This is a genomic window from Pedobacter sp. N36a (genome assembly GCF_014472395.1).
Lineage (GTDB): Bacteria > Bacteroidota > Bacteroidia > Sphingobacteriales > Sphingobacteriaceae > Pedobacter.
In genome coordinates this window covers 407,741-432,816 of record NZ_JACSZW010000006.1, presented here as the reverse complement: position 1 = coordinate 432,816, position 25,076 = coordinate 407,741, and the positions used below count along the sequence as shown (strand labels likewise).

Here is a 25,076-nt window from a genome sequence, read left to right as displayed (position 1 = left end):
ATCTGGGGCTATATTTTTCTCTTCAAGGTAGATGTTTAGCATCTTACCTTCTTTTTCTACCTGCGTTAATTCAAAATAATCCAGAATACCTTCCGGTAATAATAAACTGATCAGGGTTTGCTCGGCTCGACTCAAAATGAAAATTTTTGTTTGGTTTACGAATGCAAAAGAAAGAATTTATTTCCTTCCCCCCAAGAATTCCGCTTGATCCACAATTCCTGATGTAAAGTATCTTAAAGAGTTTCTGAAAATCTATACGCCTCCATAAGACTGGCTTTTTCTCCTTGAAATTTAGCCATCCATCTTTTGTAAGTATGGGCAACAATAATGCCTTCAAAGAGCTTCTCCTCTACCCCTTAAAGCTTAAGATCAATTGCTTTTAGCTGCCCATCCAGTATCTTCTTACGCTGTTCAGAAATATTTAACATTCCTTTAGCCAGCGTAGTAACTCTACTGATTAGTTTATCCAGAAACTCCTGAGAAAAACTCAAATGTTTTAATAACTCCTCAAATTTATTATGTAGTAAAGACTCCGGAATATTAATGTGTCTATGTTTAATTTGAGCTTCTATCAAAATTTGTACATTAGCTGAACGGATGTGCTAATATTTCCCACCCTTCGGCAATACCCAAAACGTTGGCAGTAATTTTCTGACTGACCGTACTCAAACATAAATCAATGAAAAGAATATTTACACTTATACTATTCACAACATTTTTTACAAATGCTTTTTCACAAAAAAAGCCAAAACCAGAATTTAGAACTGTTGGAACTTCCGATATAGCTAAGAACGATAAATGGAAAGAAGATTTTAAAATTAAAAAGGAAAAATTCAATATTTATTTAGGTTATCAAGCCATAAACTCAGATTTAAGACAAATCAATGGCGATACATTAGAAGTATATAAAATCACATTTGATAAGCGAAAGTCGAGCGAAATGGAAATCACAAAATACGCAACGAGAAATGGCAAAATTATTCGTGAAGGTTTTTATAAGGTAGAAAACGATACTTTAACGGTTATAAATGACGACTATGATTATATTGGCGCATTTCGTATGACTGACAAATATGTTACCGATAAATATGGCTTAAAAAAAATAAGTGGCAAGATGAAAGGAATTGATACAGAGAATTTATCAGACAAATACCAGAAACCCGCTGAAATGAAAGCCCCACTACCAGCAAAGAATTAAAAGAAAATATAAAACTACCGCCAGCAAAGATTTTACGCCAGGCTGATCGCAAACCCGAACTTTTGTACTTTTTATACACTTTGGTGCTGTACCGAATTTATGCCCTTACCTTAGATTCCTCCACATCTGAAGTATCGAGTGGAGCTGTGCGTGCATTCATTCCATATCTTGAGGGCTAGTCTAATGAGACCGCATTTAAGATAATTACTCGGTGAGTCGTCTTAGGTCTTAAAGACACTCACCGAATGTGGCTGATGATTTCAGGATATCCGGATACATCATTTTATCATATTCTTTAATGGTAATCACTTTATTATCCTTGCTATTCTCCATCCGTGTCCCTCTTTTTACATCGATAAAATCGGTACTGAGAAATTGCTTCGCATGCTTGTCTTTTGAAATCCCCTGGTACACAAAAATCCATGCATTTAGCGTTGTTAGATCCCAGAAGAATGATTCGCCATTTCCTTGCGTCGCTCTCTCTTCGTACTTGGGATAGGTTTTCTTTAAATAGTTGATGATGGACTTTGTTTCCTCCTGATGAACAGTATTGTGTTTGAAGCCTAAATATTTTTCTGCTGCTTTCAAAAAGAAATTCGGAGTTACGCCAGGAATATTTTTTAAAAAACAGAAATAGTTTAGCCTTACCTGGATCCCACCTATTGTGCAGTTTCGATCAGCTGATGTACGTAAACGAACAGTTTAAAATTCCAAGTACTATCTAAGGACTGATTATTGCGTATTTTAGGCTTTGGCATATCGTTCGCGAAAGGGAAGAGAAAAACCGAATTATGTTTAGGATCAATTTAAAAATCGCTTTGCGCAACTTCTGGAAAAACAAGAGCTATACCATGATTAACATTTTTGGTCTTTCCATTGGTATGGCAAGCTGCATCCTGATTTTTATATTTATCCGTTTCCAGCTGAGCTTTGATGAAGGCTTTAAAAATGAAGACCGCATCTACCGTGTGGTGACCGACTGGAAATACAATTCCTTTGACGATTATTCTTCAGGAGTGCCACTGCCTTTTACCTCGGCCGCCAGAAATGAAATTGCGGGGATAGAGAAAATTGGTGCCATAGCCAAAGGAGGAAATGTGGTTCATATTAAAGATAAAGAAGGAAAAGAGACGATAAAAAGCCGGGAAGATGTTTACTACGCAGAACCAGAGTTTTTTGAAGTCCTTCAGCTAGATTGGCTATATGGTAAACCATCTGAGGCACTAAATGCGCCTCATACGGTAGCTTTATCCCAAGCAACCGCCATCAGATACTTTGGCAATGTCCAGAATGCGGTTGGCAAGCCCATCACCCTGGGCACGAAAACAGAATTAAAGGTGACGGGTGTATTTCGGGATATGCCTCAAAACAGTAGTTTCCCCCTGAAATTAGTGGTTAGTTATGAGAGTTTTTCGGAAAGAAATGGCACCTGCTGGGACTGTATCAGTTCAAGTTACAGCAGCTATGTATTGCTCAAAGAAGGCTTAAAAGCGGAAGACCTTAAACAGACACTGGCGAAATTTAACAAAATACATTACACCGACCAAAAAGCTTCTGGAAACCAGGTCAACAGACTGCAGCCACTAAAAGAGATTCATTTTGCAGCGCTTTATGATAATTTCGCCAATTCAACGATGAACAAACATCAGATTTATGGCCTTGCCATCATCGGCTTATTTTTGATCTGTACCGCCTGCATCAACTTTATCAATTTAAATACTGCTCAGGCAGTCAATAGATCTAAGGAGGTGGGCGTTCGTAAAGTGATGGGCGGTAAGCGTAAGCAGCTAATGGTTCAATTCTTAACGGAAACTTGCACTTTAGTGGTCATCGCCTTGCTATTTGCCTGCATCCTTGCGGAACTTGCCATTCCTTTAATGCAAAATCTTTTCAGCAACCAAATCTCATTCAGTCTGTTCGGTCATCCTGTTATTTTTGTATTCATGGCGCTGCTGGTGGTATTTGTCAGCTTTTTAGCAGGTTTTTATCCGGCGATGATCATCTCTGGTTTCAATCCCGCGCTGGCTATAAAAAATAAAGTAGCCTTGAATAATAATGGCTTGAGCATGCGCAAAATATTAGTGGTGCTGCAGTTTGCAATCACCATTATCCTGATCATCGGCACCTTAGTGATTGTTCGTCAGATGGAGTATTTGAAGCAAAAACCATTGGGATTCAGTTCTACTGCTGTGGCCATGGTTGGCATGCCAGGAGACAGTACCAGTAAAAGCAGGCACAATCTATTCAAAGAGAAGATCTTACAAATTCCAGGGGTTCAGATGATGAGCTATTGTCAGTCGGCACCACTTTCTCAGGATGTAAATTCGAGTAGTTTTGTTTTTGATGGGCAGGAAAACCATGATTTCGAAGTCAGGGTTTCTAAAGCGGATGAAAACTATTTTAAATTGTTTGACCTGAAAATTATTGCGGGCAAGGTTTTTACGAAAAGCGATACGACTAATGGCTATGTGGTCAATGAAACCTTTCTTAAAAAAGTAGGGATGACCAACCCTCAAAATGCAATTGGTAAAATGATTAGCACCTCAAATGCCAATATCCCGATTGTAGGTGTGGTCAAAGATTTCAATGATAAATCTTTAAAAGAGAACATTTCTGGCCTGGCCATTTCTTCTGATAAAAATCAATACTGGTACGCCGCTGTAAAACTAGAGGGAAAACAGATGGTTTTTGCGATGCAGCAAATTGAAGCTTTATGGAACGAGAACTTCCCTCAAAGTGTTTACGGAGCCAATTTTCTGGATGAACGGATCAACAGCTATTATGAGAGTGAAGCGATCATGGGCATATTATTTAAGGTCTTTGCTGCGGTAATTATCTTTATTTCTTTCATTGGCTTATTTGGTTTGATCTCTTTTGTAGCTACACAAAGAACTAAAGAAGTAGCCATTAGAAAAGTATTGGGTGCTTCGACTTTTGAATTGGTGAAGATGCTCAATGGCTCATTTTTAATGATGGTGTTTCTCGCCAACCTGGTGGCCTGGCCATTGGCTTACCTGTTTGTTTCCAAATGGCTGTCTACCTTTGCTTATCGGATAGAGCTGAGCGTATGGCCTTTTGCTTTTGCGATGTGCATTTCTATGCTGATCACCTTGATCACTGTAAGTATCAGGTCTTATAAAGCCGCAACGGCCAATACCATAGATGCGCTTAAATATGAGTAAGGAGCTTCTGCTATTTGGTTAGATTCGGATCATTTTCGCAGTTATCACATCTTTATTTAGCTTATCTTAGTAGTATTTCCATAGCTTTGATTTGCCAAACAATTTTAATTCAGGCCCTATGAACACACTTCGCATCACCGCAATTGCAATACTATCCTCCTGTCTACTTTATTCCTGTTCTACCTCCAGAAATTTATCTGCTGAAGGCAAAAGAAAAGGGAGTAAAATTACCACCGTTAACCCGACGATCAATAATCCAACCAGGTCTATCATTAATGCCAGTGGTGATGGGCTAACGCCTGGAATCACTCAGACAAGAGCTGCTGGTTCAAAGGTAGCGGCAAACAACATCGCCAGTGATGCAATTGGAAGAGCGAATATGATCGCTAGAGGGAAGCAGCTATCCCTGGAAGCATTGACCGACGCAGAGTTGATCAGCAGGATAATTGCAGCTCAGCAAATGGAGATCAGTGCAAGTAATAGAGCTACCCGTACATTAACCAAGGACAAAATTAAAGACTATGCCAACCAGGTTTCTGCAGATCTTACCGCAATTCAAAAGGACTTGAAAAAGTTAAGTTCGCAGAAAAATATCGTACTGGAAAAAGATGTATTGTGGGGAGGCACGCCTAAAACAGATCTTGGTTTTGTGACCATGATGGTGGAAAGCAACCGCAATCTCATTTCCCTTTATAACAGAGGAAGTAATGCTGATGATTCGGAACTGAAGGAATTTGCACTGAAACAATTGCCAATTTTAAAAAAACACCTGGAAGCTGCGCTCGAACTGAGTCAGGAAATAAAATAAGTTACCCATAAGCATGGCGCTGCCCAAAATAGCAGTGCCATGCTTTCTTAAAGATGTCTGGCCTGATACCTTCTCGTCATCAAGCTAATGATGGCCAAAGCCACATTTATACCCAATATGTTCAGCATCAGCAGCTCCATACGCTGATGAGGCAGACTGCCCAGGTAATCTGTTACAGGTACCTTGTTCAATACAGCATAGGTCAGCAGGAAGAAAAACACCTCAAACAACTTTTTACCACCCGTTAATATGCCTAGCGCTACAGCCGACAACACAATAAACGTTAGTCCATTGATGATATTGAATACCACATCACCGCTACCAGCTAAAGCACAGCGAATAATGACCGGCAAACTCAGACCTATGGCTAAAATTACCCCCGCTATTACCTGTGCAGGCAGCATACGCTGTAAAGGTTTATAAGCCGCATAAGCAAAATAATGAACGCGGTTGCTCTTCTCCTTAGTGGCTAGCTCCGACCAGCGTGTGACCTGTAAAAACAGCAGTATAGGCAAGAGGTAGCTATAGGCGATCTGCAGTGGAACAAAACATATCGCTACCCATAAACCCGCATTCAACAGCCACATCCATTGATTACCTTGCCTGATCAGCAATAAGAACTCTGTTTTTACAAAAGGATAGATGCCATAATTAAAGTTAAGTGCTGGCAGGCTTGTCCGATTTATTCCAATAGGCTTGATCATCGGCTTCAATGCTGCTGTACTGAATAGTTCTTTTATTTTCTTTTTGGTGCCGGCTGCCTGTTTAAAATCAAAACGGTGAAAAAATAGGGAGGAAAAATACACCAATGCAAAACCAAAAGCGATCCACAGCAATCGACTTCCTATAAATAAAGCTGACCAATCCAAGCCTTCCCAGATAAAGGGCTTATCACTTTTGTGGTCACTAAAGATAAAACCAAAGGACACCTTTGTGAGGTGCTCATTAAAATGAGTATTGATATGCTGGGTCACACTTTTAGTCAAAAGGCTGAGACCAAATGGGTCAAAAACTCCAGCAGTTTCAGCACCCTCCTTACTATTGATGAAGCCCATACAGATCCCGCATAGTGCAAAATAAATGATGAACTGCAGGATACTGCGCTTACCCAAAAACACCTCAGCAGTTACTGCAAGGGCGGCTACTACAAACAGTGCAGGCACCGCAAAAAATAGGTAGGGAAATATAAAGTTGCCTAAAATAAAAGGATAGCCAGTTCCGCGATAAAAAAACACCATAATGCTGACACAAAAGGTGATCCCCGCGATGGTCAGCAGAACCAGATAATTGCTCAGCTGTTTGCTCAGCAGGTATTTAAAATTACTGATGGGTGTAGTGGCGATGATCAGCCCTACTTCGGTATCAATGTCTTTTTTAATGCCGCTATTGACCAGTAAAAAACCAAAATAAGTTAACATTACAGTCGTCATAATACCAGACACATAACCTACCCATGCTGAATTATACACACCTTTATACCCTGAGGCACTTAAGGTGGTATAGTTGGCATTCTGGTCAGGTATAAATGAATAGGCCATAAAAATAGTTACAGCCAGTGTGATCAAAAAGGAATAACTACGGGTACGCTGCAGGTAATCCGCTTTGATGATGGGATACATATAAGACATACGCTTAGTGAGTTTGGGTTAAAAGCAAATAAGCATCCTCTAAGGTTGCGGTAACCTGAGCAGACAATGGTGCTGCAGCCTGTGCGGTACTGATATAGCGTGTTTTTACCTTATCCGCCTGACGTGCGGTATCAATTACTTTATAATGATGTTTAAAGGCATTCAGGTCATTATTATCCAGTAATACTTCAAATATTTTTCCCTCCGCCTGTTTGATGATCTCGTATTGCGGAGCATGTGTAATCAGTTTGCCTTCCTGCATAATCGCCACCTCATCAGCAATACTCTCAATATCAGATACAATATGTGAGGAAAGGATGATGATGCTATCCTGTGCCAAATCAGCGATCAACTGACGAAAACGCATCCGCTCTTCAGGGTCCAGACCTACTGTAGGCTCATCAAAAATCAAGACTTTAGGATCGTTAAGCAGCGCTTGTGCGATACCAATCCGCTGCTTCATCCCTCCGGAATAAGTACCTATAGGTCTCTTCGCATCAGCAGTCAGGTTTACTCCTTCTAAAAGCAGGTCAATTCTCTGGCGAAGTCCTGTGCCTCCCAACCCTTTCATTGCGGCAATATATTCCAGAAACTCATAAGCATTGAGGTTGGGATACACGCCAAAATCCTGCGGCAGATAGCCCAGTACTTTACGGATGAAGTTGGGATTTTGCACGATATCTATCCCTTCTAAAAGGATCGTTCCACTGGAAGGAATGCTGATGGTCGCAATCATCTTCATCAGTGTCGATTTGCCGGCACCATTAGGTCCCAACAAGCCTAAAACTCCTTTATTAATGTGGAGAGACAAATTGGAGACTGCCGTTTTTTGTACGTTGTATTGTTTACTAAGGTTAGTGATCGAAAGCGCCATGTATAAGTTGTATGGCTGTTTGACTTCACCTGTATGCCTTAGGTTACAGATAGCGATATAAATTTTTCTAAATGGTATTATTTTGATGAAATTCTCAGTACCCTGAACCCCTGATTACTAAAAGAGGTATGTGGGTTGTTTCTACCGACATCTAATGAGTTAAAAAAACCGCAGGCATAGTTACTGCACCACCAGGAGCCTCCCCTGGCATGGCCCAGTTTCCGGTTTTTGGGATCAGTTTTTAGGCTTCCTTCACAAAATTCAAACACATTTCCATAAATATCATACAGACCGAAGGCATTTGGTTTAAAACTGGCAATGGGGGCAGTATACATATAGCCATCTGTAAGGTCTGCGGTTAGGTGGTCGCGTCCATGCCAGATATTGGCATATTCCCTGATCTGCTTAGGATCTTCGCCCCAGAAATAAGTAGTTCTAGCACCTGCCCTTGAGGCGATTTCCCATTCATCGAGTGTTGGTAATCTGACTTTTGCCCATTTGCAATAAGCCTCGGCATCTGCATAGCTGATCGTAGTTACCGGGTGGTTCATTTTATCTGCTATCCCCTCGCGGCTAGTCCCATTTGGGAATCTCCAGTAGGCTGTACGATCGCTCAGCCATCGGAATTCCGCAAGTCCGGGTGCAAAGACCATCGCATTTTTAAGACGCTCTGCATCTGTTTTATAATTCGTAGCTTTTATAAATTTTTCAAACAAGCGGTTGGTCAGTTCTGTAGCCGCGATATCAAAACCAGGGCTGCTGACTTTCCTAAGCGGATTAAGCTGATGTTCGCGACTCCCTAGCCAATATTCCCCTTTGGGAATATGGACAAAACTGGTGTCTGACTGTGCAGCTGCTTGTTGGTACGATAAGCCCATGACACAAAGCAGCAGCCTTATGAAATTATTTTTTACGGCCATTGTAGAAGGCTTCAGCCCTATTGATCACCAGGTCTTCATTGGCCTGATTAAAACTAATGAAACTCGTGTAGGTGCTATTATTACCGTAAAGTTTAAGATAAGAAGCAGAAGTCATGAAAGGCTGATAGTCGTTTTTCTTCATGAGCTGGATCAGGACAGTCAGGATATCATGATCTTTACGATCCGTTTTATAGACATTGATCAAAACCGGAATCACTTCCCAGCCATTGACATGCTCAATCGCAATTTTGTAGTTTAGGCCTACTTTTTTACTTCTGTTGATAGATTCTGAAATGAGCGAAAGTACAGTATCTCTGTTGCTGATAAAAAAATTCAGCTGTCTTTCACTCCAGTTTTGTTCATCAAAAGGATCAGGTAAATTTCCAAAAATCTTTAAGTCTTCTTCCAAAATTGGCGTAGGAATATCGCAGTTTTGGCTGGAGATTTCAGGGTGGATCATGTGATAAGTGAACTTTTCCGGAAGCGACAGGTTTTGGTAAAGTTTTGAACTCAGCACATTAAAGTAAATATCGCCATCGCCGCCAGTTGATTTTATTCCTGCGATCATGGCCTTTACTTTCGCCAAACCATAAGGAGGCGTTGTGTTTTTAAAACGGCTGGCATGATAGGCCTGACTGGCAGGACTGGCTTCTATCCATTGCTGGTTATCTTCCTGTGCAAAAACAGAAACTGAGGATAGCATTCCAACTACCAGAAAGAAAATTTGAATGTATTTTTTTAGGGTGATCGTCATAGTTTTAAACATAGGCTAACCAAAGCTAATATTTTATTATGGTAATCTCCGCCCCTGACTTTCCGTAAAACTACCATCATTTATTTGAAACCCTGAACAAAAAAAGATCATTCTAAAAAAAAATGATCTCCAAAACAATATCTAACCTTTGTCAGCGTATTATATACGAGAGCGTTAATTTAGATTAGGGAAATATCTTCGGATAATTTCCCTTTTCTTTATCGTACTCAACGTCTCTACCAACTTTCAAAAGATGGCGATCAAATCTGATTTCAGCTTTGCGGCAAGCCTGATTAGGTTTGGGCTCCACTGAATTTAAAATACTACCTTGCCGCTTTTTAACATACAAATGGAAGACCAGGTTCACAAGAGTTTCAAATTCGCCTCCTATATAATTTTCGCGGCCATATTAGTTGATGTAATTATTGGAGTCATTCAAAGTCGACAGGACGCAAATTTTTCGATGTCGATTGGCGTAGAAACCTCCTTAATGTTCATGACATTAGGATACTTTGCTTTCATTGGAAAACATTGGGTAAAATGGGTAGCATTATTTGTAACTGTACTGAGCATTTTCCCTTTGCTATCGGCACCAGCGCAAGAAATCAGCGTCAGCTCCCCTTATACCTTACAGCTGTTTTCTGGTTTCTTAAAAATCACGGCCGTGATCCTCTTATTTTTAGGGCCAAAAGAAATCAAAAAATAAGTCCCTGAGGTCAGGATATCCCTGACCATTCCGCCTAGCTTTCAAAAAAGGTCAATGCTTGAGTTCAATAGGCTGAAAACTAACGTCTGATTTTTTTGTTATCATCTAAATTTGATGATGAAAGAATCCAGAATTAAAGTACTCTTTTTTGACGTCGGCGGTGTCTTGCTCAACAATGGCTGGGGGCATCAATCCAGACAAGAAGCGGCCAGGCTTTTCGACTTAAATTATGAAGAAATGGATGTTCTCCACGACTTCATTTTCAATGTGTATGAGATGGGTAAAATTACCCTGGATGATTACCTGGATGTAGTGGTTTTCAACCACCCAAGATCTTTTAGCAAACAAGACTTTAAGGACTTCATGTTTGCCCAATCGGTCGAGTTACCTGGACTGCTGCCCTGGTTAAAAGAATGGAAAAAGACCTGCGGGCACAGGCTCATCTCTATCAATAATGAAGGCAGAGAACTCAACAATTACCGCATTCAGAAATTTGGTCTACACGATTGCTTTGATGCTTTCATTTCCTCCTGCGAGGTAGGGATGCGTAAGCCTGATCCTGGTATTTTTAATCTGGCTATGGGAATTGCACAGGTTTCACCAGAGGAATGCATCTATTTTGACGACCGTCTGATGCTGACAAAAGCTGCTCAGAAACTCGGTATCCGGAGCATTCATCACCAGGACGTCTCCAGGACTCAACAGATCATCCAGGAAATTAATTCTTCCCTTAACCATAAAAAACCATGAACACCCAAGAACTTAAAAACATAGCCGAAAGGCTCATGAGAGATGATAAAGGATTGCTGGCCATGGACGAAAGTACAGGTACCTGCGACAAACGATTTAAGGCTTTAAACATACCTCAAACGGAAGAATACCGTCGGAAATACCGCCAACTCATCGTGACTACTCCACAATTGGAAGAAAGCATCAGCGGAGCTATACTTTTTGAAGAAACGATTCATCAAAAGACAGATGACGGCCAATCTTTTCTGGCCATTCTGAAACAAAAAGGGATTATTCCGGGGATAAAAGTAGACCAGGGAATCGTACCATTCTTTTCTGGAGAAACGATCACTGAGGGACTGGACGGTTTAAGTATTCGCCTGACAGATTATGATCAGATGGGCTTACGTTTCGCCAAATGGCGTGCGGTGATTCATATCGACATGGATATTCCTACAAAAGCCTGTATTGCAGCCAATGCTTATACCCTTGCCCGTTATGCCGTACTTTGTCAGGAGGCCGGAATAGTACCTATTGTGGAGCCCGAAGTTTTGATGGATGGAGACCATACGCTGGAAAGATGTGCAGCGGTCACACAAGATGTTTTAAAAGAGGTATTTAATGCCTTGTATGAACAGAAAGTTTTTCTGGAAGGCATGATTTTAAAACCCAATATGGTATTACCTGGTCTGGCTTGTTCAGCACAAAGTGATACAGAAACGATCGCTCAGCAAACCGTTTCAACTTTTCTTAAAGTAGTTCCTGCGGCTGTTGCCGGGGTTGCATTTCTATCTGGGGGGCAACCTCCTGTCCTTGCTTCTGAGCGGCTGAACATGATGCAGCTCAGGTATGGATCGCAAATGCCATGGCCTTTAACTTTTTCTTTTTCGCGGGCGATCCAGCAACCGGCATTGGAAATCTGGAAAGGTGAGGATGAAAATGTGGCCAGGGCACAAAAAGCATTGGCCCATCGTGCAGCCTGTAACAGTGCCGCACGCAGAGCAGCGTATCATCATGGAATGGAAAATGCTCTTGGAGCATTATGAAAAAGCTCATCATATTTGACCTTGACGGCACTTTAGCGGAAAGCAAGGCGGCCATCGACCCAGAAATGTCGGTACTCTTAAATGACTTGCTGCAAGTGGCACAAGCAGCGATCATTTCTGGCGGCAACTGGCCCCAATTTGAGAAGCAGGTACTTGCTCATCTTCCTGCAAAAACTAATCTCGCTCATTTGTCAATTCTACCAACTTGCGGAACCAAATATTATCAATATTGCCTGTTTAAAAAATTCCAACAAAAACCCTTCAAATGAAAGCAAATAAAGACAGAGCAGGTATACGTTATGCTCCAGAATTGCACCGTATGTTTTTCCCCAATCGATATACAAGTTCCTTAAGGATTTATCCAGAAAGCCTTCATTTAAAACATAACCTTTAAACCACACGGTATCGCCCGGAAAATAAGCCCCTCTATCTGTATGTAAGAAGATAGAGGGGACCTTCTGTGCATATAAGCTTCCAGAAAATATCGAACATAGCAATATTAAAGTAATTGAGAACAAGAAGGAACTAAAATTGTTAAATTAATTTCAATTAACGATCATTGATGTCGATATTTTATCGCATTTATTTTCAGTCTTTCATAGCTGATTCAGCTCCTTTAAAACCCGTTGGGAGGTTTCTAAATTCAGTAGAAATAAGATAGCTTTGTGGTCCTAAATTATGTGCGCAAGATATACCCTAACAGCCGAAGAAAAAGAGATTCTAAAAAATAATCCCTATCCACTTGTGGGCGCTTATGAACCAGATGCCAATATTGCCGTCACCGATGGCGGTTTGGTGATTACTTCCGATGAGCCTGATATCATCCAGCAAATGTCCTTTGGCATTGTCGCCCATACTGCCAGCAGTAATGTACTTACTTTTGACACCTGGAATATTCGTAGTGAGGAGGTGATGGAGAAGAAAACTTACGCTCCTTTAATGAAACATCGTAAAACCTGTTTGATCATTGCAGACAGCTTTTATGAGTGGCAAAAAATCACCGATACCGACAAACGACCGTATCGCTTTACCAATGAACGAAAAACTTTCTGCTTCGCAGGATTATGGAGTCAGTGGGTAAACCCCGAAACCGGTGAGAAATACAGAACTTTTGGCATCATGACTACCGAAGCGAATAAAACTGTAGGCGAAATCCATGATAAGCAAAGAATGCCGGTGATCCTGCATCGTAATGAAGAACTAAGGTGGTTAAATAAAAAGCTATCCGTAGAACAATTGCTGGAAATGTGTAAACCCTACCCTGATCACATGATGAACAGGACACAGGTGAGCAAAAAAGTGAATAAAGTTTCTACAAAAAAGAGCCCGAATAAGGGTCTTGACCTCATTAAACCGTACAATGAGGTAGTTATACCGACACTTTTTGACTAAAAACAAGGAGTGATGAAAAATAAAACTACTCATTTTTAGCTCTTTATAAAGACTTTATTAAATAAAATGATTCATAATTTGCAGAACCGACTGGAGTTCGTACTTTTGTGCCGGAGAGTTGGCAGAGTGGTCGATTGCGGCAGTCTTGAAAACTGTTGACTTGTCAAAGGGTCCGCGGGTTCGAATCCCCCACTCTCCGCCAACATGGTATCAAAACCAACAAAAGGCCTGCAAATCATATGATAGCAGGCTTTTTGCATTTTGGAGGTATCCAAAATATGCACCGTTTCCCATCCTGTAGGTGAGCGATTCGGTGAGTAGTTTTGGAAATTGAAATGACTCACCGAATTTCGTATGTGTATTTGTTATACAACCCGTTAAAATACTGAACATCTTGATTGCTAGTAACTGCAAAGCTGAATTTGTAAACCCCTAATGTGCAACATTATGAAAACTAATTTCAGCTTGCTCTTCTACATGAAGAAGCCAAAAAACTACGTAAAAGGCTCTGCACCTATCTATTTACGCATTACTGTTCAAGGTAAACGTTCTGAAATCACCGCTGGCAGCAGTTGTGAACCTTCCCGCTGGAACTCTCAAACAGGACGGTCTAACGGCAATAAAGAAGAAGTAAAATCTTTTAATGCCTATCTGGACAATCTGCAAGCTAAAGTTTACCAGGCACACCGCCAGTTAATTGAAGCAGATGTATTCATTTCTGCCGAAAGTATCAGAAACCAGTTTTTAGGTAAGAAAGAAAAATCACTGACCTTGATTGATATTTTTAAGGATCAAAAACAGAAAATGGAAGCCCTGCTGGATTCGGAATTTAAAAAGGAAACGTTAGACCGTTTGGAGGTTTTTCCAAAAGTGGTCACTAGGTCGCGTGCAAAGTGGCCACAATTAACGCATCAAATTAGTCGCCCTATTTCGATTAAAGATGGCCACTCGGCTCATTTTAAGGGTTTTTAAGCATTAAAAAACAGATTACCACCACAAGCGTTGTGAACTGCATTTGAGTTGAACTCAAGCGTCTATAAATCGCTTTACAGCGAAAATTGCATGAAGTATTGATGTAGCTTTTTTTAAAGATAAATTTTAGGATGGGAGAAGTGCCGATACGAGGTTTGTGAGCACAAAAGGTGTAATTGAGTGGGATCTTAGATTCTGGATCATTGTGAACTTTTTTCTTCGTGTGATTTACCGAGATCATCCAAGTAGTGAATGTTATACACATTTAATTGCTTTTATTATACACTTCAAACAAGGAAGTGCTAAGACGGGATCAATTATTTTATTTTCCTAAAAAAGACTCAAGTTCTGCTACAATTCGTTTAGATTGTGTATGATGTAGATAATGAGAACCAGGCAATAAGATTAGTTTTCCCTTATCCACGCTGTTGGCTTGCGCTTGATGCAGTTCTGTCCAGCCTTTGACAGCTGAGTTTTCGTCTGCAAACAATAAAACCGGTAAATCCTTCGGGAAAGATAATTTTTGAGCATCTTTAAAACTATTACTTAATGAAGTTGCTTCTCTGTGCAAAGTATTGTTCCCGGTTACTTTCATCGTAATCATGTGTTCTTGTTCAAAACGGTGTACTTCTGATTCTTCTTTAGGTTTTTCATTTCCAAAAAACTTTAAAAATGCACGCATTACACCTACTTTGGCTAAAAAATCCATAGGTACCGAATTATAACCCGGCCAAGGTTGTGTTGGCACACTGGTATCAATACCTACAAATGCGATTGCTTTACCTGGATAATTGTTAATGTATGCTAAGCTGTAAAGCCCAGCAATGGAATGCCCCATTAATATAAAACGATTAAGATTTAATTGTTTCACAACTTCATGTATTTCTTCCGACATATTATTCAAACTGCGTTCACGATTTGTTTCACTACTCAATCCATAACCAAAAGGTTCAATCGTGATCACTGTATACTTTTTGTCTAATTCTCTGATTAATGGTTCAAAATCTAATCTTGGGCTTGCCGTTCCAAATCCGGTGAGTAACACAATCGTGTCTGGATCATGGCCATCTATTGTAATATTCATTGTACCGTCAAAAATTTTTATTTTTTGACCATAATCTTCAATTTTATCAGCTTCGATGCTTGAATTGACTTGATGAATCAGGAATGTCGTGATGAGTAGGATAGCGATTATGGCTACAATTCCTATGACTGTTTTTAAAAATATTTTTGATATTCTCATTATGAGCGAAGGACGGTTTTTATCCATTTTTTTAATTTCGGTATTATTTTGCAAGATTAGAGCTTCAATATTTAATCACTTGGGCATTTCGGAATGTTGATGCCAGTGTTTTCGGTCAACCTATGCCAATTATGAGATCATACAAATTTATAAAAAATACTGCGATTATTCCTGCGCTTAGTTCTTGCGCTTTCATTGCTACCACTTCATAAAAATTTCTGTAAATTTGTATTCAGTTAATACTGTGCTTACGACAGATCTCGGCGATAGAATTCTCTGCAAGTAGCGCTTCCATCACGATCAAAATTTCTATTCTGCAGTGAAGATTCTTCGGGTACTGCGACGTACATCCTTGATGAAATTTTCGGGGATTGTTTTTTTGGGTCTTCCCATAATGATTAAAGTTAATTTTTTTTAGGAAAACACTAATAATCATGTTAATGATAGGCTATTCAGACCTTGGTCTTATTAGATCATTGGTCGGGTTTATTATATATTTTCTCTAACCCTTTTATAAAAGAAATTAATCCAACATCCATATGGTCCAAATGTGAATAGATTTCAACATCGGTGATTACTTTCTTTATATTGGGATCAGATAATTGTTTTGATAAATCCTTAACGGGCTGAACCGACCATTTAGGTTCTTCCTTTGCTCCTACGCTTAAAAAAACATTGAGGGTGTCTTTTATAGCTGATGCTTTCAGTATTTGGATTAACTTAAAAAGGTATTTGTCATTATACCATAAAGATGGGCTAGCAGAAACAAATCCTGTGAAATCATTTCTTTTATTTTCAACTTGTTCCAAGAGTGCTAAAAGAGAAAAATAACCACCAAAGGAATGCCCTAATAATGTCCTTTTATCTTTCTCGACCCTATGGCTTGAATCTATTTTTGGCAACAACTCATCTGTTATAAAATGATAAAAATTTTGGCCCCCACCTATAGCCTCCATTTCATCTGACGGAATGGAAGCGGGAAACATGTAATCTCTTACTCTTAAGGAATCCATTAGACTAAAGGATTTATAACCGATAGAAACCAAGATTAAGGGTGGTAACAATCCTCCTTTTTCGTATTGGTGCAGAATTGGGGCAAGCATCGGACTATAAAAATTGGCATCGGTTAAAACAACCACCGGATACTTCTTTTTAGGTTCTTCCTGATATTCTAAGGGTAATTGTACAGAAATGTAAAAGCTGTCCCGTACATTTTTTGAATAGATGCTATAGTCTGATTTTAAATCAATTTCATTTTTTTGACTTTTATCTATATGATTACATGCAGTCGTCGTCAATATGCATCCGAGCAGGATGAAGATTTTATTTGTTAAGGGAAGGGAAATTTTCAGGCTTGTAGGTTTTGGTAAATTCATCATAGCTTTTTTTAATATATAATAGTAGTCGGTAGTCTGTCATTTGTTTTGCTTCCTCAATAGATGGACGATATTCAGTCATAAAGTTTTGGAGTGAATCACCTTTTAAAGAAGTTAAGGATCTCACTTTTTCCCTTGAAAATACATGATCCACATAATTATATTCTTCCTCCTTTAACAACTTTTTCTGCAATTTAGAAACAGGTGTTTTATTTTTAGTAAGTAAACCAATTACTGATAGAAGATTGACGCTAACTAAAGTAGAGGTAGAATTTTGAAAAGGAGAATAGTGGGCAGATGTATTAGCTGACTTAGTAATGAAAATATCTTTAAACTTAGGAGCTTTGTAAGCAAAGACGGAAGCAAATTCCTTTCTCCGGTTTAAAGAATCCTGAGTGTAATTACGGATTCCTTTTATCGCTATTTCTTGTAAAGCAATTGGACTGACTTTTAATAAGATCAACATGGTGTCAGATTTAGAACTATTGCTATGCCTGAAGTGATAGGATTCGTAACCCATATGGCTAACTGTTATGGTATCCCCAAAATGAACATTATTCAAACTAAATCTCCCTGTTGCAGTAGTAAAAGTGCCGTAAGAAGATGTCGTTACTCTTGCGTTCATTATGGGTATTTTTGTAGTTTCGTCAACCACTAATCCGGTTACCTGTTGTGCAAAAAGCTGATTTGATAAGTAAACGAGAAATATTAATATTATCAATCTCATAATGAATTTCAGATAAGAGTTTCGAGTTCTTCAAAACTAACAATCAATGAGTTGATTACGAAAAAGTTAACACTCTTTAACATTAAAGGCAATACTTTCCTTTTAAAATTGGTTACAAAAATAAAGCGAATTTATGCGCATAGATACCAGCATTTTTCTTATTTCAGCAAAAAGGATTTGCAGCTAAAACATATATAAAAATGGTGAGTAATTCGGTGAGTACAGAATTAGAAACCTTAAACAATATTGAAATAAAGCAGTTTTTTTTATCCGATTTTAATTTTTCAGTTAGTAATTTTTGTGAAATAAATATGGCCAAACAATCAGGCGCCAACTGGGCATTTCTCGAACCATTTCTTATCTGATTTAGGTTTAATCACCGATTTAGCAAAAAACGTATAGAACCTGCTACGATCAATTTTTCATAGACTTATGAAAAAAGACCTAAAAAGTGTATAATTTAAAAGTATTCATATTATCGAAACTCATCATCAAAAACGAAAAAATGGATTCGATTATCTCGTAAGCCGGCCTCTTATCAAAAGATAAGAGAATTATGATATTTATTTACGGAATTGATATCAACAGGTGTCTAACAAATTAATTATCTGTTAAAGCCTTTTAATAAGTGAATGTGACAACATTATTTACCAAATGATAATTTTACTCAATTTTGCTTTGTCTATCTTGCTCCTATGAATGAGTTAATAGAATATGTCCTACACTTTGGTAGCCTTAACAAACAACAGACGGATCTTGTGGAAAAGAAAATGACCAAGTTAGCACTAAAAAAGGAAGAGTATTTTTCCGAAGCGGAGATGGTTCCAAAGCGTGTAGGATTTATTTTAGAAGGCATTATTCGGGGTTGTTATTACAATAATAAAGGCGAGGAAATCACCCGCTGTTTCATTGGTAAAAATAGCCTTGTAGTCGATTACATCAATTTTGAATCAAACACAGCCTCATCAGAATACCTACAAGCCTGCACCGATTGTGAACTTGTCGTTTTCTCGAAACCTGACTGGGAAGAGCTTTCACGTACTATTGTTGGTTGGGACAATATTAAAAATAAGATGGTTCAGCAGTGCATGTACCAAAAATCGAGAAAAAGTCCAGTGATCTCGCAAGATGCCACTACTCGTTACCTAGAGTTTTTGGAAAATTATCCATTACTCGCCAATCGTATTCCACTGAATTATATTGCCTCATACTTAGGGATTACACAACAATCCTTAAGTAGGATAAGAAAAAACATCCGCTAGTACTTTTTTACCAAATGGTAAATGATACCATTTTTAAACATTGCATTTTTGATTCATAACTAAAATAATAAAAATGAAATCAGTATTAATTACGGGAGCCAACAAAGGCATTGGCTTAGAGACGGCGAAACAACTTTCTAAAAAAGGGCTGTTCATTTATTTAGGATGCAGAGATATTGAAAATGGAACAGCTGTTGTTAAGAAACTAAGCGAAAATGGCTTTCAAAATATACAGGCGATTGAAATAGACGTTACCAAACCGGAAACCATTCTTTCTGCGAAAAATATTATTAAAAAAGAACAGGGAAAATTAGACATTTTGATAAACAATGCAGGTATCAGCGGAGTTGTGCCACAGAATGCTGTTGAAACATCTATAGAGAATTACGCCCAGGTATTTGATGTCAATCTATATGGTGTGGTTCGTGTTACTCAATCTTTTATCGAATTATTGAAAGAATCGGCTGAACCAAGAATTATAAATGTAAGTACAAGTGTGGGGTCTTTATCGCTACAAAGCAACCCAGACTGGCCTGCATACGACTACGCAAAATATGCAATTTATGCTTCATCAAAGGCGGCGATGAACATGTACACGGTTCATTTGGCTTACGAGTTACGTGAAACGGCGTTCAAGATAAATTCAGTTTGCCCTGGATATACAAAAACTGACTTCACAGGGCACAATGGAGGCGAAATTGAACAGGCTGGCAAACGTATTATTAAGTACGCATTAGTTGATCACAATGGACCAACCGGCAAATTTTTTAGTGAAGAAAGCAATCCAGAGACAGGAGAAATTCCTTGGTAGTAAACACAGAATAAGCGCAAAAAAAAAGACTTTAACCTACTATCAATTCCAATTATTTATTTCACTTTAAATAGCAGACTTCATTTTAGCTAGGCTACTACCCCAGGATACCTGTGTATTAATCCCACTATCGCCTCCCAAATAGTGACAACAAAGAAATTATTAAACATCCAGTATATCTAAAGCGAAAAAGCCTTAAACATTAGATGACTATTTTCTCCCCAATCTTTCATTGCTGAATTTAGAATGATCTTTAGGGCGCTATTATTAACAGGTTTGCCATTTGTTGGTGACAGTAAATCCTTCTCCAGAACGGTAACTTCCGTAATCTTCGTAGCAAACCAGGTTACGTTTTCATGGGGTAAGGCTAAACCTAAAATCATCCCCGGCAATCCGGTAAATGATTCAGGTCCACCAGAAACTGGAATTTGATTAGAATAATAAGCCACTACGTATACTGAATCCATGATTATAGCATTTGCCCTGCGGCATTCGTAACCGACTATCTCGCGGGTTTCGTCTGTAATTTTCCAGTTGATTTTCCTTACACTATCTTTGACCAGAAAAGTAGTCTCAAAAATATTTTTTTGTGTCGTGCTTGTTTGTGAATTGAAATTTGTGGCAATGGTATTCTTCAAATCAGCAAGCACATCTGAGCCTAACCAATTATCATTTGCCGTTTCTTCTACCGTTGGCCATTTATATAAACTTTTATCTTTAGTAAAGCTAAGTGTACTTTTAGTAATCTTAAACTGAGAATTTTTCTTTTTATATTGATCAAAAGCTTCATCCATATCAGTCTCATGGTCGTTATAAATTTGCTTCTTAAGCAAAGCATACATATTTGATCTTTTCTCAAACTCAATTACACCATTTTGTACAAAGTGTGTATTTTGTGCGATTATGCGCTTACTGAATAATACAAGAGCAAATAAAATAGTATACTTTAGTGTAGTTTTCATGGTTATTTTTCTATTTAATGATCTCCCATTTTATTAAAATCCCATACGACCGAGAACATAAAATACCTACGAATGGTGGTATAGCTGCTTTGGTTAATGGTTGTATTGGTCGCTGTACGACTAAATCCGACATTCTGGTTCAGAATATCATTTACAGTTAAAGAAAATTTTAAATTTTCAGACTTTAAGAATTTCTTGCTTAATGCTGCATTCCAGATAAAACGCTCAAATCTTTCGGTAAGAACTTGTGTATTTCCTTTGTATTGATAATCCCCATCTGTAGATATTTCAAATTTTCCAGGCAATTCAACACTTCCTTCGACATTACCATTCCAGCCCCATCCATCACTATGTCTTCCGACACTTACTCTGGACATATTGAATGTTGGACCGAAGCGGAAATTAAAGCTGTATTTTTTTTCTTTATATTTTAAGATATTGACTCCGCTGCCGTAAGTGTAGTTTTTAGTGTTATTTAATGTCCTGTTTTCGTCATTGGTGATGAAATTATAGGAAGATGTCCCGTTTGCATCTATATTCATACCTACGTCCATGTCAAGGAATTTTATTTTTCTGCTTATTTGCCCATATAGTTGAAGATTCGTCTGCATTTTATCATTGAAGTTGATGAATGTACTCGTACTTTTACCGATGTTGTCAGTCGTTACATCACTGATAATTGAATTCGTAGTAAACCGATAAGAACCACTTAACAAAATCGTTTGGTTTGTTAAAACTTTGTAGGAGGAGTAGCTGGCGTCAATATTACTACTGAACGATGGTCTTAAATCTTGATTTCCAATTGTAACATTAAATGGATCGTTATTTACCCTAACTGGTTGTAATTGATCAAGAGAAGGTTGATCTGTATTACCTTTATAACTAATATTCAACGATTTAAATTGAGAAAAACTATATTCGTAGGAAGCTTCTGGCATAAAATCAACAAAGTTCCTTACATAGGTTTTCTTGAGGTAAATATCATCCTGTTTAAAATTTATACCACTAAACTTAGACCCTAAATTAATCACCGTTTTGCCTTTTTTGTAATTGAAAATTGCACCTCCCTGATTGATTGTTTGGTCTAACTTAAAATTATTACTATACAAAGGATCCAAAATATCGTATCTATCCTTGCCAGATTGATTGAAAGACCGGTGATCTGATTTTCCGTTAATTAGACCTACACGATAGTTCACAATGACAGTTAAGGTTTTTGATAGTGGCTCCGTATAAGCTACATTTAGTTTGAAAGAATTATTTTCAATGTCATTGACTTTAAATTGATTAGTAAGACTATCCACTACGCCAGTAGTGGTTAAGCGCCTATTATAGGAATTTAAATACCCATCACTGTTGCTTCTATTGATCGATTGATTGATGTTTAGTGATAGTGTGCGTCCTCTTTTCTTCAGTTTTTTTGTAAATAACACGTTCAAGTTAAAATTTTGATCATTTGCTGTATTAGTTAACGATCTATTTGATGAATTTAAGAACTTATTATCTCCATCAGTAGTGGAGGTGATATATTTGTTTGAGGTCTTGCTCTTTTTCAAAGCTCCGTCGGCGCTAATTTTCATGCCCAGAGTAGTGTCGATTTTTAATTCATAGGTTACATCTAGTTTTTGTCTAAACATGTCATTATCGAAAGATTCATCTGAAGTATTATTTTGAATAGCTGAGGTTAAATTATTCCGACCTATCGAATTTTTATTGCCTTTTACCCTAATGGATCCAATTTTATAGTTGGTGTTTAACAATTCTTTATCCTTGTTCCATTTATTATCGAAATGTAAGCCTCCGGTTCTAGCAATAGGTAAACCTTGTCCATTATATTGGCCACTGTTTGAATCAAAATCACCACCTGCTCCGGAACTTAAATCTATCGTGTCATCATCCAGCATGGCCATTCCACCAGAACTTCCATTTTTATCCCGATCACCCCATCCTAAACCTACTGTTCCATTATTACCCAAAATACCATAGACTGAAAATTTTCTTTTACTCAAGAATTTATTAAACATTCCCTGTCCCTGATAAAAATCTTTTGTACCGTAGCCACCTTGCAAGTTGCCAAAATAACCTTGCTTCTTGTCTTCCCTTAGTTTGATATTTATTGTTTTGGTTTTTTCGCCGTCGTCAATACCAATAAAGCTGGCCTGATCACTTGCTTTATCATAAAGCTGAACTTTTTCAACCATATCAGTACGAAGATTTTTGGTCACCAATGTCGGGTCATCACCAAAAAACTCTTCACCATCTACCAATATCTTGCGCACCGTTTTACCCTGTGCGGTAATTTTACCATACTTATCTACCTGAAAACCAGGAAACTGTTTAATAAGATCTTCGACTTTTGAATTTGGTTTGATGTGATAGGCCTTAGGATCAAACTCGGTTGTATCTCCTTTAATTCTTATTGCAGAGCGATTTCCTTTAATAATTACATCGGCTAAAATATTAGCCATTCTGGATAAGTTAATTTTTCCATAATTAATATTGGGTTTAATGGAATCTAATAGGAAGTGATCTACAAAATCTGCATATTTTGGATAGGATACGAGCAAAATATATTTCCCCTTTTGAAGGTTATTAATTTCAAAAGTTCCATCTGCTAAAGCTCTGGTAAATTTTACTAGAATAGAGTCTTTAGCTCTTAAAACAGAAACAGAGGTTCCAATTAAAATAGAAGTGGAGGCAGTATCCACAATTCTTCCCTTTACAAAGTGCTGATTTTGACCATGTGCATGAATAAAAAAGAATAACGAGAGGCATAATAATAACAATATTTTCCTCATAGTAAATATTTACAGCCATTTGATTTAAAACATTCCATTTAAATTACATTTATTTTTTTGACATATTTGAAATATCAATTCCTAAGTTGAAACGAAAAAGATATTTTCCAATCATGTATTTATACCTGTTCAACAAAAAATTTAACTGTAATTAGTTGTTTTATTTAAATGACAATGGAGGGGCGAAAAAGTCCCAATGCGGCCCTGAATTTTATGCCTGCCGGAAATTTCTGACTTTTGACCTTTCCATACGCTAGAAAACCTTTTGCTGCTGAAATCAGCTCGGCCACTGCTCCCTTGGTGGAGGCAATGAATTTCGATGGCAGCTGAAAAAATATCCATCGATCACCAGAAGTATGAATAGGAAAGGTAATTGTTGGGACAACGCAGTTGCAGAGAGTTTCTTCAAGATACTAAAAGCTGAATGTGTATATTAGCACAAGTTGACTGACAAAGAGCAAGCAGCGCGCATCGTTTTCAAATACATTGAAACTTGTTACAATTGTTTAGCATAGGTATGACTGGTAGTTTTGGTGCTGAAGGAAATGAATCAGTAAAAAATAGATATGGATAATTCAGGAGAAGTAGAAAAACAAAAAAACAGCAATTTAAGTATCGCACTTATTGCGTTAAACTTCATCCTGATGCTGGTCTTGTCAACCACATTCCAACCATCAGGCGAATTTGATGGGGCACTTGTACTTTTAATTTTGCCTTTTTCGGCTACCATTTTATTAGGTGGATACATTTATACTTATCGAGGCAAAGGTTACCGCTGGGCAAAAATATTGTTCATTGTTCTATTGGTTATTTCCATAATATTTATGGGTATTTTTTGGTATGCTTGGCAACTTGGTCATGCGTTTAAAAACTAAAAGCCATGAAATTAAATAAGCTTAATAAATATTATATCGTTTTGGCGGTAATTTTAGTAATTGCATCCATCTATAGAAAAACAGCCTATAAAGGTGGCGAAAGGTATAATTATTCGATAACCATAACTGCTCCTATAACCTTTCCTATTTATGTTAAAGAAGCTTATTTTTTGTTACCAGATGGTGAACTTGAAGGTGCAAACATAGAAAGCACTAATAATTTCAACTCTGCCTGGGGAATAGATTATGGAAGCTCGAACCATGCTAGTTCTGCCAGATTACCCAGCCAGTTTTTTTTAAAATACTTTTCATATCGTGATAAAAAATTCTACTCACACAAATTTGAGTTGCCGCAAAATGAAATATTAAACATATTTAAGACAGCAGATAGAAATAATCAATCTTTGATACTCTCTCAATTTGCTGGCCTTAAAAAAGGGTTAAGTTTTGTAGTAGGAATAGCAAATAATGGCTATGTAGTTGTTTGGCTAAGAGGTGTTTTTTTAGAAAAAGAGTTACTCAGGGCGAAGTTAAAATCAGTAGAACCAAAGGCAAGCGATTTAGACGATGAGAAAAATTTAACCAGAGATGAATATTTTAAACAGGCTTTCGAGAACTTAAGTGATAGCTTAAAAATGGTTTACGATAAGGGCTTTGATGACAAGGCGAATTATGTTGATACGCCATCGCGTTATATAGAATTGAACACAGAATTGTGGGAAAATCAGCAGAAGAAAGGTTTGATTGATTTTAAAAAATAAAAAAGAACTTGTCTAAAAAGTTTCTACTTTAATATTCCAATTTATTTTTGAC

General features: G+C 38.0%; 24 protein-coding genes, 1 tRNA gene and 1 pseudogene. 15 read left to right on the top strand and 11 right to left on the bottom strand.

All coding sequences use genetic code 11. The annotated features are described in order from the left end of the window. Nucleotides 1–356: 356 nt before the first annotated feature. The gene (locus H9X96_RS14730) at nucleotides 357–575 is read right to left on the bottom strand and encodes a hypothetical protein (protein ID WP_187667020.1); all 219 of its coding nucleotides are present in this window, start codon (nucleotides 573–575) and stop codon (nucleotides 357–359) included. Nucleotides 576–679: 104 nt separating this feature from the next. Between H9X96_RS14730 and H9X96_RS14725 the strand changes: the two genes are divergently transcribed. Further along, the gene (locus H9X96_RS14725; protein ID WP_187667019.1) at nucleotides 680–1,198 is read left to right on the top strand and encodes a hypothetical protein; all 519 of its coding nucleotides are present in this window, start codon (nucleotides 680–682) and stop codon (nucleotides 1,196–1,198) included. 228 nt (nucleotides 1,199–1,426) lie between these two features. On the opposite strand, the gene H9X96_RS14720 is transcribed toward H9X96_RS14725, so the two are convergent. After that, the gene (locus H9X96_RS14720; RefSeq protein WP_187667018.1) at nucleotides 1,427–1,786 is read right to left on the bottom strand and encodes a hypothetical protein; all 360 of its coding nucleotides are present in this window, start codon (nucleotides 1,784–1,786) and stop codon (nucleotides 1,427–1,429) included. A 203-nt stretch (nucleotides 1,787–1,989) separates the two neighbouring features. Between H9X96_RS14720 and H9X96_RS14715 the strand changes: the two genes are divergently transcribed. Together H9X96_RS14715 and H9X96_RS14710 are read left to right on the top strand one after the other, a co-directional pair. After that, the gene (locus H9X96_RS14715; RefSeq protein WP_187667017.1) at nucleotides 1,990–4,380 is read left to right on the top strand and encodes an ABC transporter permease; all 2,391 of its coding nucleotides are present in this window, start codon (nucleotides 1,990–1,992) and stop codon (nucleotides 4,378–4,380) included. Between the two features lie 118 nt (nucleotides 4,381–4,498). Continuing rightward, nucleotides 4,499–5,188 carry a DUF4142 domain-containing protein gene (locus H9X96_RS14710; protein ID WP_187667016.1) on the top strand — a complete coding sequence of 230 codons (690 nt, stop codon included), beginning with the start codon at nucleotides 4,499–4,501 and terminating at the stop codon, nucleotides 5,186–5,188. Between the two features lie 47 nt (nucleotides 5,189–5,235). Here H9X96_RS14710 and H9X96_RS14705 read toward each other — a convergent pair whose 3' ends face one another. The 4 genes from H9X96_RS14705 to H9X96_RS14690 form a co-directional block, all read right to left on the bottom strand. Beyond that, nucleotides 5,236–6,816 (bottom strand): hypothetical protein, encoded by a 1,581-nt coding sequence (locus H9X96_RS14705; RefSeq protein WP_187667015.1) that lies wholly within the window; start codon nucleotides 6,814–6,816, stop codon nucleotides 5,236–5,238. 4 nt (nucleotides 6,817–6,820) lie between these two features. After that, nucleotides 6,821–7,690, bottom strand: a complete 870-nt coding sequence (locus H9X96_RS14700) for an ABC transporter ATP-binding protein (RefSeq protein WP_187667014.1) — start codon at nucleotides 7,688–7,690, stop codon at nucleotides 6,821–6,823. A 77-nt stretch (nucleotides 7,691–7,767) separates the two neighbouring features. Beyond that, a complete protein-coding gene (locus H9X96_RS14695) occupies nucleotides 7,768–8,610 on the bottom strand; it encodes an SUMF1/EgtB/PvdO family nonheme iron enzyme (protein WP_222943909.1) in 843 nt (280 codons plus the stop codon). After that, nucleotides 8,594–9,364 carry a hypothetical protein gene (locus H9X96_RS14690; protein WP_187667013.1) on the bottom strand — a complete coding sequence of 257 codons (771 nt, stop codon included), beginning with the start codon at nucleotides 9,362–9,364 and terminating at the stop codon, nucleotides 8,594–8,596. The genes H9X96_RS14695 and H9X96_RS14690 overlap by 17 nt, the downstream gene beginning before the upstream one ends. 349 nt (nucleotides 9,365–9,713) lie before the next feature. Between H9X96_RS14690 and H9X96_RS14685 the strand changes: the two genes are divergently transcribed. From H9X96_RS14685 to H9X96_RS14655, 7 genes are all read left to right on the top strand, one after another. Beyond that, complete coding sequence (locus H9X96_RS14685) at nucleotides 9,714–10,070, top strand: hypothetical protein (protein ID WP_187667012.1); 357 nt, start codon at nucleotides 9,714–9,716, stop codon at nucleotides 10,068–10,070. 114 nt (nucleotides 10,071–10,184) lie between these two features. After that, the gene (locus H9X96_RS14680) at nucleotides 10,185–10,820 is read left to right on the top strand and encodes an HAD family hydrolase (protein WP_255431123.1); all 636 of its coding nucleotides are present in this window, start codon (nucleotides 10,185–10,187) and stop codon (nucleotides 10,818–10,820) included. Next, nucleotides 10,817–11,845 (top strand): class I fructose-bisphosphate aldolase, encoded by a 1,029-nt coding sequence (locus tag H9X96_RS14675; protein ID WP_187667011.1) that lies wholly within the window; start codon nucleotides 10,817–10,819, stop codon nucleotides 11,843–11,845. Before H9X96_RS14680 ends, H9X96_RS14675 begins: the two co-directional genes overlap by 4 nt. Beyond that, nucleotides 11,842–12,114 (top strand): hypothetical protein, encoded by a 273-nt coding sequence (locus H9X96_RS14670; RefSeq protein ID WP_187667010.1) that lies wholly within the window; start codon nucleotides 11,842–11,844, stop codon nucleotides 12,112–12,114. The genes H9X96_RS14675 and H9X96_RS14670 overlap by 4 nt, the downstream gene beginning before the upstream one ends. A gap of 409 nt (nucleotides 12,115–12,523) precedes the next feature. Further along, the gene (locus tag H9X96_RS14665) at nucleotides 12,524–13,237 is read left to right on the top strand and encodes an SOS response-associated peptidase (RefSeq protein WP_187667009.1); all 714 of its coding nucleotides are present in this window, start codon (nucleotides 12,524–12,526) and stop codon (nucleotides 13,235–13,237) included. A gap of 112 nt (nucleotides 13,238–13,349) precedes the next feature. Further along, nucleotides 13,350–13,439: transfer RNA gene (locus H9X96_RS14660), tRNA-Ser, on the top strand. 245 nt (nucleotides 13,440–13,684) lie between these two features. Then, nucleotides 13,685–14,209, top strand: a complete 525-nt coding sequence (locus tag H9X96_RS14655; RefSeq protein ID WP_187667008.1) for an Arm DNA-binding domain-containing protein — start codon at nucleotides 13,685–13,687, stop codon at nucleotides 14,207–14,209. 322 nt (nucleotides 14,210–14,531) lie between these two features. Here H9X96_RS14655 and H9X96_RS14650 read toward each other — a convergent pair whose 3' ends face one another. The 3 genes from H9X96_RS14650 to H9X96_RS14640 form a co-directional block, all read right to left on the bottom strand. Further along, nucleotides 14,532–15,506, bottom strand: coding sequence for an alpha/beta fold hydrolase (locus H9X96_RS14650; protein ID WP_222943908.1), 975 nt, complete (start codon nucleotides 15,504–15,506; stop codon nucleotides 14,532–14,534). Between the two features lie 419 nt (nucleotides 15,507–15,925). After that, nucleotides 15,926–16,831, bottom strand: a complete 906-nt coding sequence (locus H9X96_RS14645; protein ID WP_187667007.1) for an alpha/beta hydrolase — start codon at nucleotides 16,829–16,831, stop codon at nucleotides 15,926–15,928. Beyond that, complete coding sequence (locus tag H9X96_RS14640; protein WP_187667006.1) at nucleotides 16,776–17,555, bottom strand: carboxypeptidase-like regulatory domain-containing protein; 780 nt, start codon at nucleotides 17,553–17,555, stop codon at nucleotides 16,776–16,778. The genes H9X96_RS14645 and H9X96_RS14640 overlap by 56 nt, the downstream gene beginning before the upstream one ends. A 695-nt stretch (nucleotides 17,556–18,250) precedes the next feature. Here H9X96_RS14640 and H9X96_RS14635 point away from each other — a divergent pair. Both H9X96_RS14635 and H9X96_RS14630 read left to right on the top strand, forming a co-directional pair. Then, complete coding sequence (locus H9X96_RS14635) at nucleotides 18,251–18,817, top strand: Crp/Fnr family transcriptional regulator (RefSeq protein WP_187667005.1); 567 nt, start codon at nucleotides 18,251–18,253, stop codon at nucleotides 18,815–18,817. A 73-nt stretch (nucleotides 18,818–18,890) separates the two neighbouring features. After that, nucleotides 18,891–19,628, top strand: a complete 738-nt coding sequence (locus H9X96_RS14630; RefSeq protein ID WP_187667004.1) for an SDR family oxidoreductase — start codon at nucleotides 18,891–18,893, stop codon at nucleotides 19,626–19,628. Nucleotides 19,629–19,807: 179 nt separating this feature from the next. Here the strand turns inward: H9X96_RS14630 and H9X96_RS14625 are convergent, their stop codons facing one another. Next, complete coding sequence (locus tag H9X96_RS14625; RefSeq protein WP_187667003.1) at nucleotides 19,808–20,590, bottom strand: GLPGLI family protein; 783 nt, start codon at nucleotides 20,588–20,590, stop codon at nucleotides 19,808–19,810. Between the two features lie 14 nt (nucleotides 20,591–20,604). Beyond that, complete coding sequence (locus H9X96_RS14620; RefSeq protein WP_187667002.1) at nucleotides 20,605–23,388, bottom strand: outer membrane beta-barrel family protein; 2,784 nt, start codon at nucleotides 23,386–23,388, stop codon at nucleotides 20,605–20,607. 344 nt (nucleotides 23,389–23,732) lie between these two features. On the opposite strand from H9X96_RS14620, the pseudogene H9X96_RS23115 reads away from it, so the two are divergent. From H9X96_RS23115 to H9X96_RS14605, 3 genes and pseudogenes are all read left to right on the top strand, one after another. Beyond that, nucleotides 23,733–23,903: pseudogene (locus H9X96_RS23115) on the top strand (IS3 family transposase); the annotation flags it as partial. Between the two features lie 51 nt (nucleotides 23,904–23,954). Beyond that, nucleotides 23,955–24,263 (top strand): hypothetical protein, encoded by a 309-nt coding sequence (locus H9X96_RS14610; protein WP_187667001.1) that lies wholly within the window; start codon nucleotides 23,955–23,957, stop codon nucleotides 24,261–24,263. Between the two features lie 5 nt (nucleotides 24,264–24,268). Continuing rightward, nucleotides 24,269–25,024, top strand: coding sequence for a DUF2931 family protein (locus tag H9X96_RS14605; RefSeq protein WP_187667000.1), 756 nt, complete (start codon nucleotides 24,269–24,271; stop codon nucleotides 25,022–25,024). Nucleotides 25,025–25,076 lie beyond the last annotated feature (52 nt).

Coding starts and splice junctions, on each gene's coding strand:
- H9X96_RS14700 (WP_187667014.1), bottom strand. CDS start 7,690: ATGGCGCTTTCGATCACTAACCTTAGTAAACAATACAACGTACAAAAA.
- H9X96_RS14625 (WP_187667003.1), bottom strand. CDS start 20,590: ATGAAAACTACACTAAAGTATACTATTTTATTTGCTCTTGTATTATTC.
- H9X96_RS14620 (WP_187667002.1), bottom strand. CDS start 23,388: ATGAGGAAAATATTGTTATTATTATGCCTCTCGTTATTCTTTTTTATT.
- H9X96_RS14705 (WP_187667015.1), bottom strand. CDS start 6,816: ATGTCTTATATGTATCCCATCATCAAAGCGGATTACCTGCAGCGTACC.
- H9X96_RS14645 (WP_187667007.1), bottom strand. CDS start 16,831: ATGATGAATTTACCAAAACCTACAAGCCTGAAAATTTCCCTTCCCTTA.
- H9X96_RS14605 (WP_187667000.1), top strand. CDS start 24,269: ATGAAATTAAATAAGCTTAATAAATATTATATCGTTTTGGCGGTAATT.
- H9X96_RS14680 (WP_255431123.1), top strand. CDS start 10,185: ATGATGAAAGAATCCAGAATTAAAGTACTCTTTTTTGACGTCGGCGGT.
- H9X96_RS14690 (WP_187667013.1), bottom strand. CDS start 9,364: ATGACGATCACCCTAAAAAAATACATTCAAATTTTCTTTCTGGTAGTT.
- H9X96_RS14685 (WP_187667012.1), top strand. CDS start 9,714: ATGGAAGACCAGGTTCACAAGAGTTTCAAATTCGCCTCCTATATAATT.
- H9X96_RS14715 (WP_187667017.1), top strand. CDS start 1,990: ATGTTTAGGATCAATTTAAAAATCGCTTTGCGCAACTTCTGGAAAAAC.
- H9X96_RS14640 (WP_187667006.1), bottom strand. CDS start 17,555: ATGAGATTGATAATATTAATATTTCTCGTTTACTTATCAAATCAGCTT.
- H9X96_RS14635 (WP_187667005.1), top strand. CDS start 18,251: ATGAATGAGTTAATAGAATATGTCCTACACTTTGGTAGCCTTAACAAA.
- H9X96_RS14710 (WP_187667016.1), top strand. CDS start 4,499: ATGAACACACTTCGCATCACCGCAATTGCAATACTATCCTCCTGTCTA.
- H9X96_RS14725 (WP_187667019.1), top strand. CDS start 680: ATGAAAAGAATATTTACACTTATACTATTCACAACATTTTTTACAAAT.
- H9X96_RS14630 (WP_187667004.1), top strand. CDS start 18,891: ATGAAATCAGTATTAATTACGGGAGCCAACAAAGGCATTGGCTTAGAG.
- H9X96_RS14675 (WP_187667011.1), top strand. CDS start 10,817: ATGAACACCCAAGAACTTAAAAACATAGCCGAAAGGCTCATGAGAGAT.
- H9X96_RS14695 (WP_222943909.1), bottom strand. CDS start 8,610: ATGGCCGTAAAAAATAATTTCATAAGGCTGCTGCTTTGTGTCATGGGC.
- H9X96_RS14610 (WP_187667001.1), top strand. CDS start 23,955: ATGGATAATTCAGGAGAAGTAGAAAAACAAAAAAACAGCAATTTAAGT.
- H9X96_RS14665 (WP_187667009.1), top strand. CDS start 12,524: ATGTGCGCAAGATATACCCTAACAGCCGAAGAAAAAGAGATTCTAAAA.
- H9X96_RS14670 (WP_187667010.1), top strand. CDS start 11,842: ATGAAAAAGCTCATCATATTTGACCTTGACGGCACTTTAGCGGAAAGC.
- H9X96_RS14655 (WP_187667008.1), top strand. CDS start 13,685: ATGAAAACTAATTTCAGCTTGCTCTTCTACATGAAGAAGCCAAAAAAC.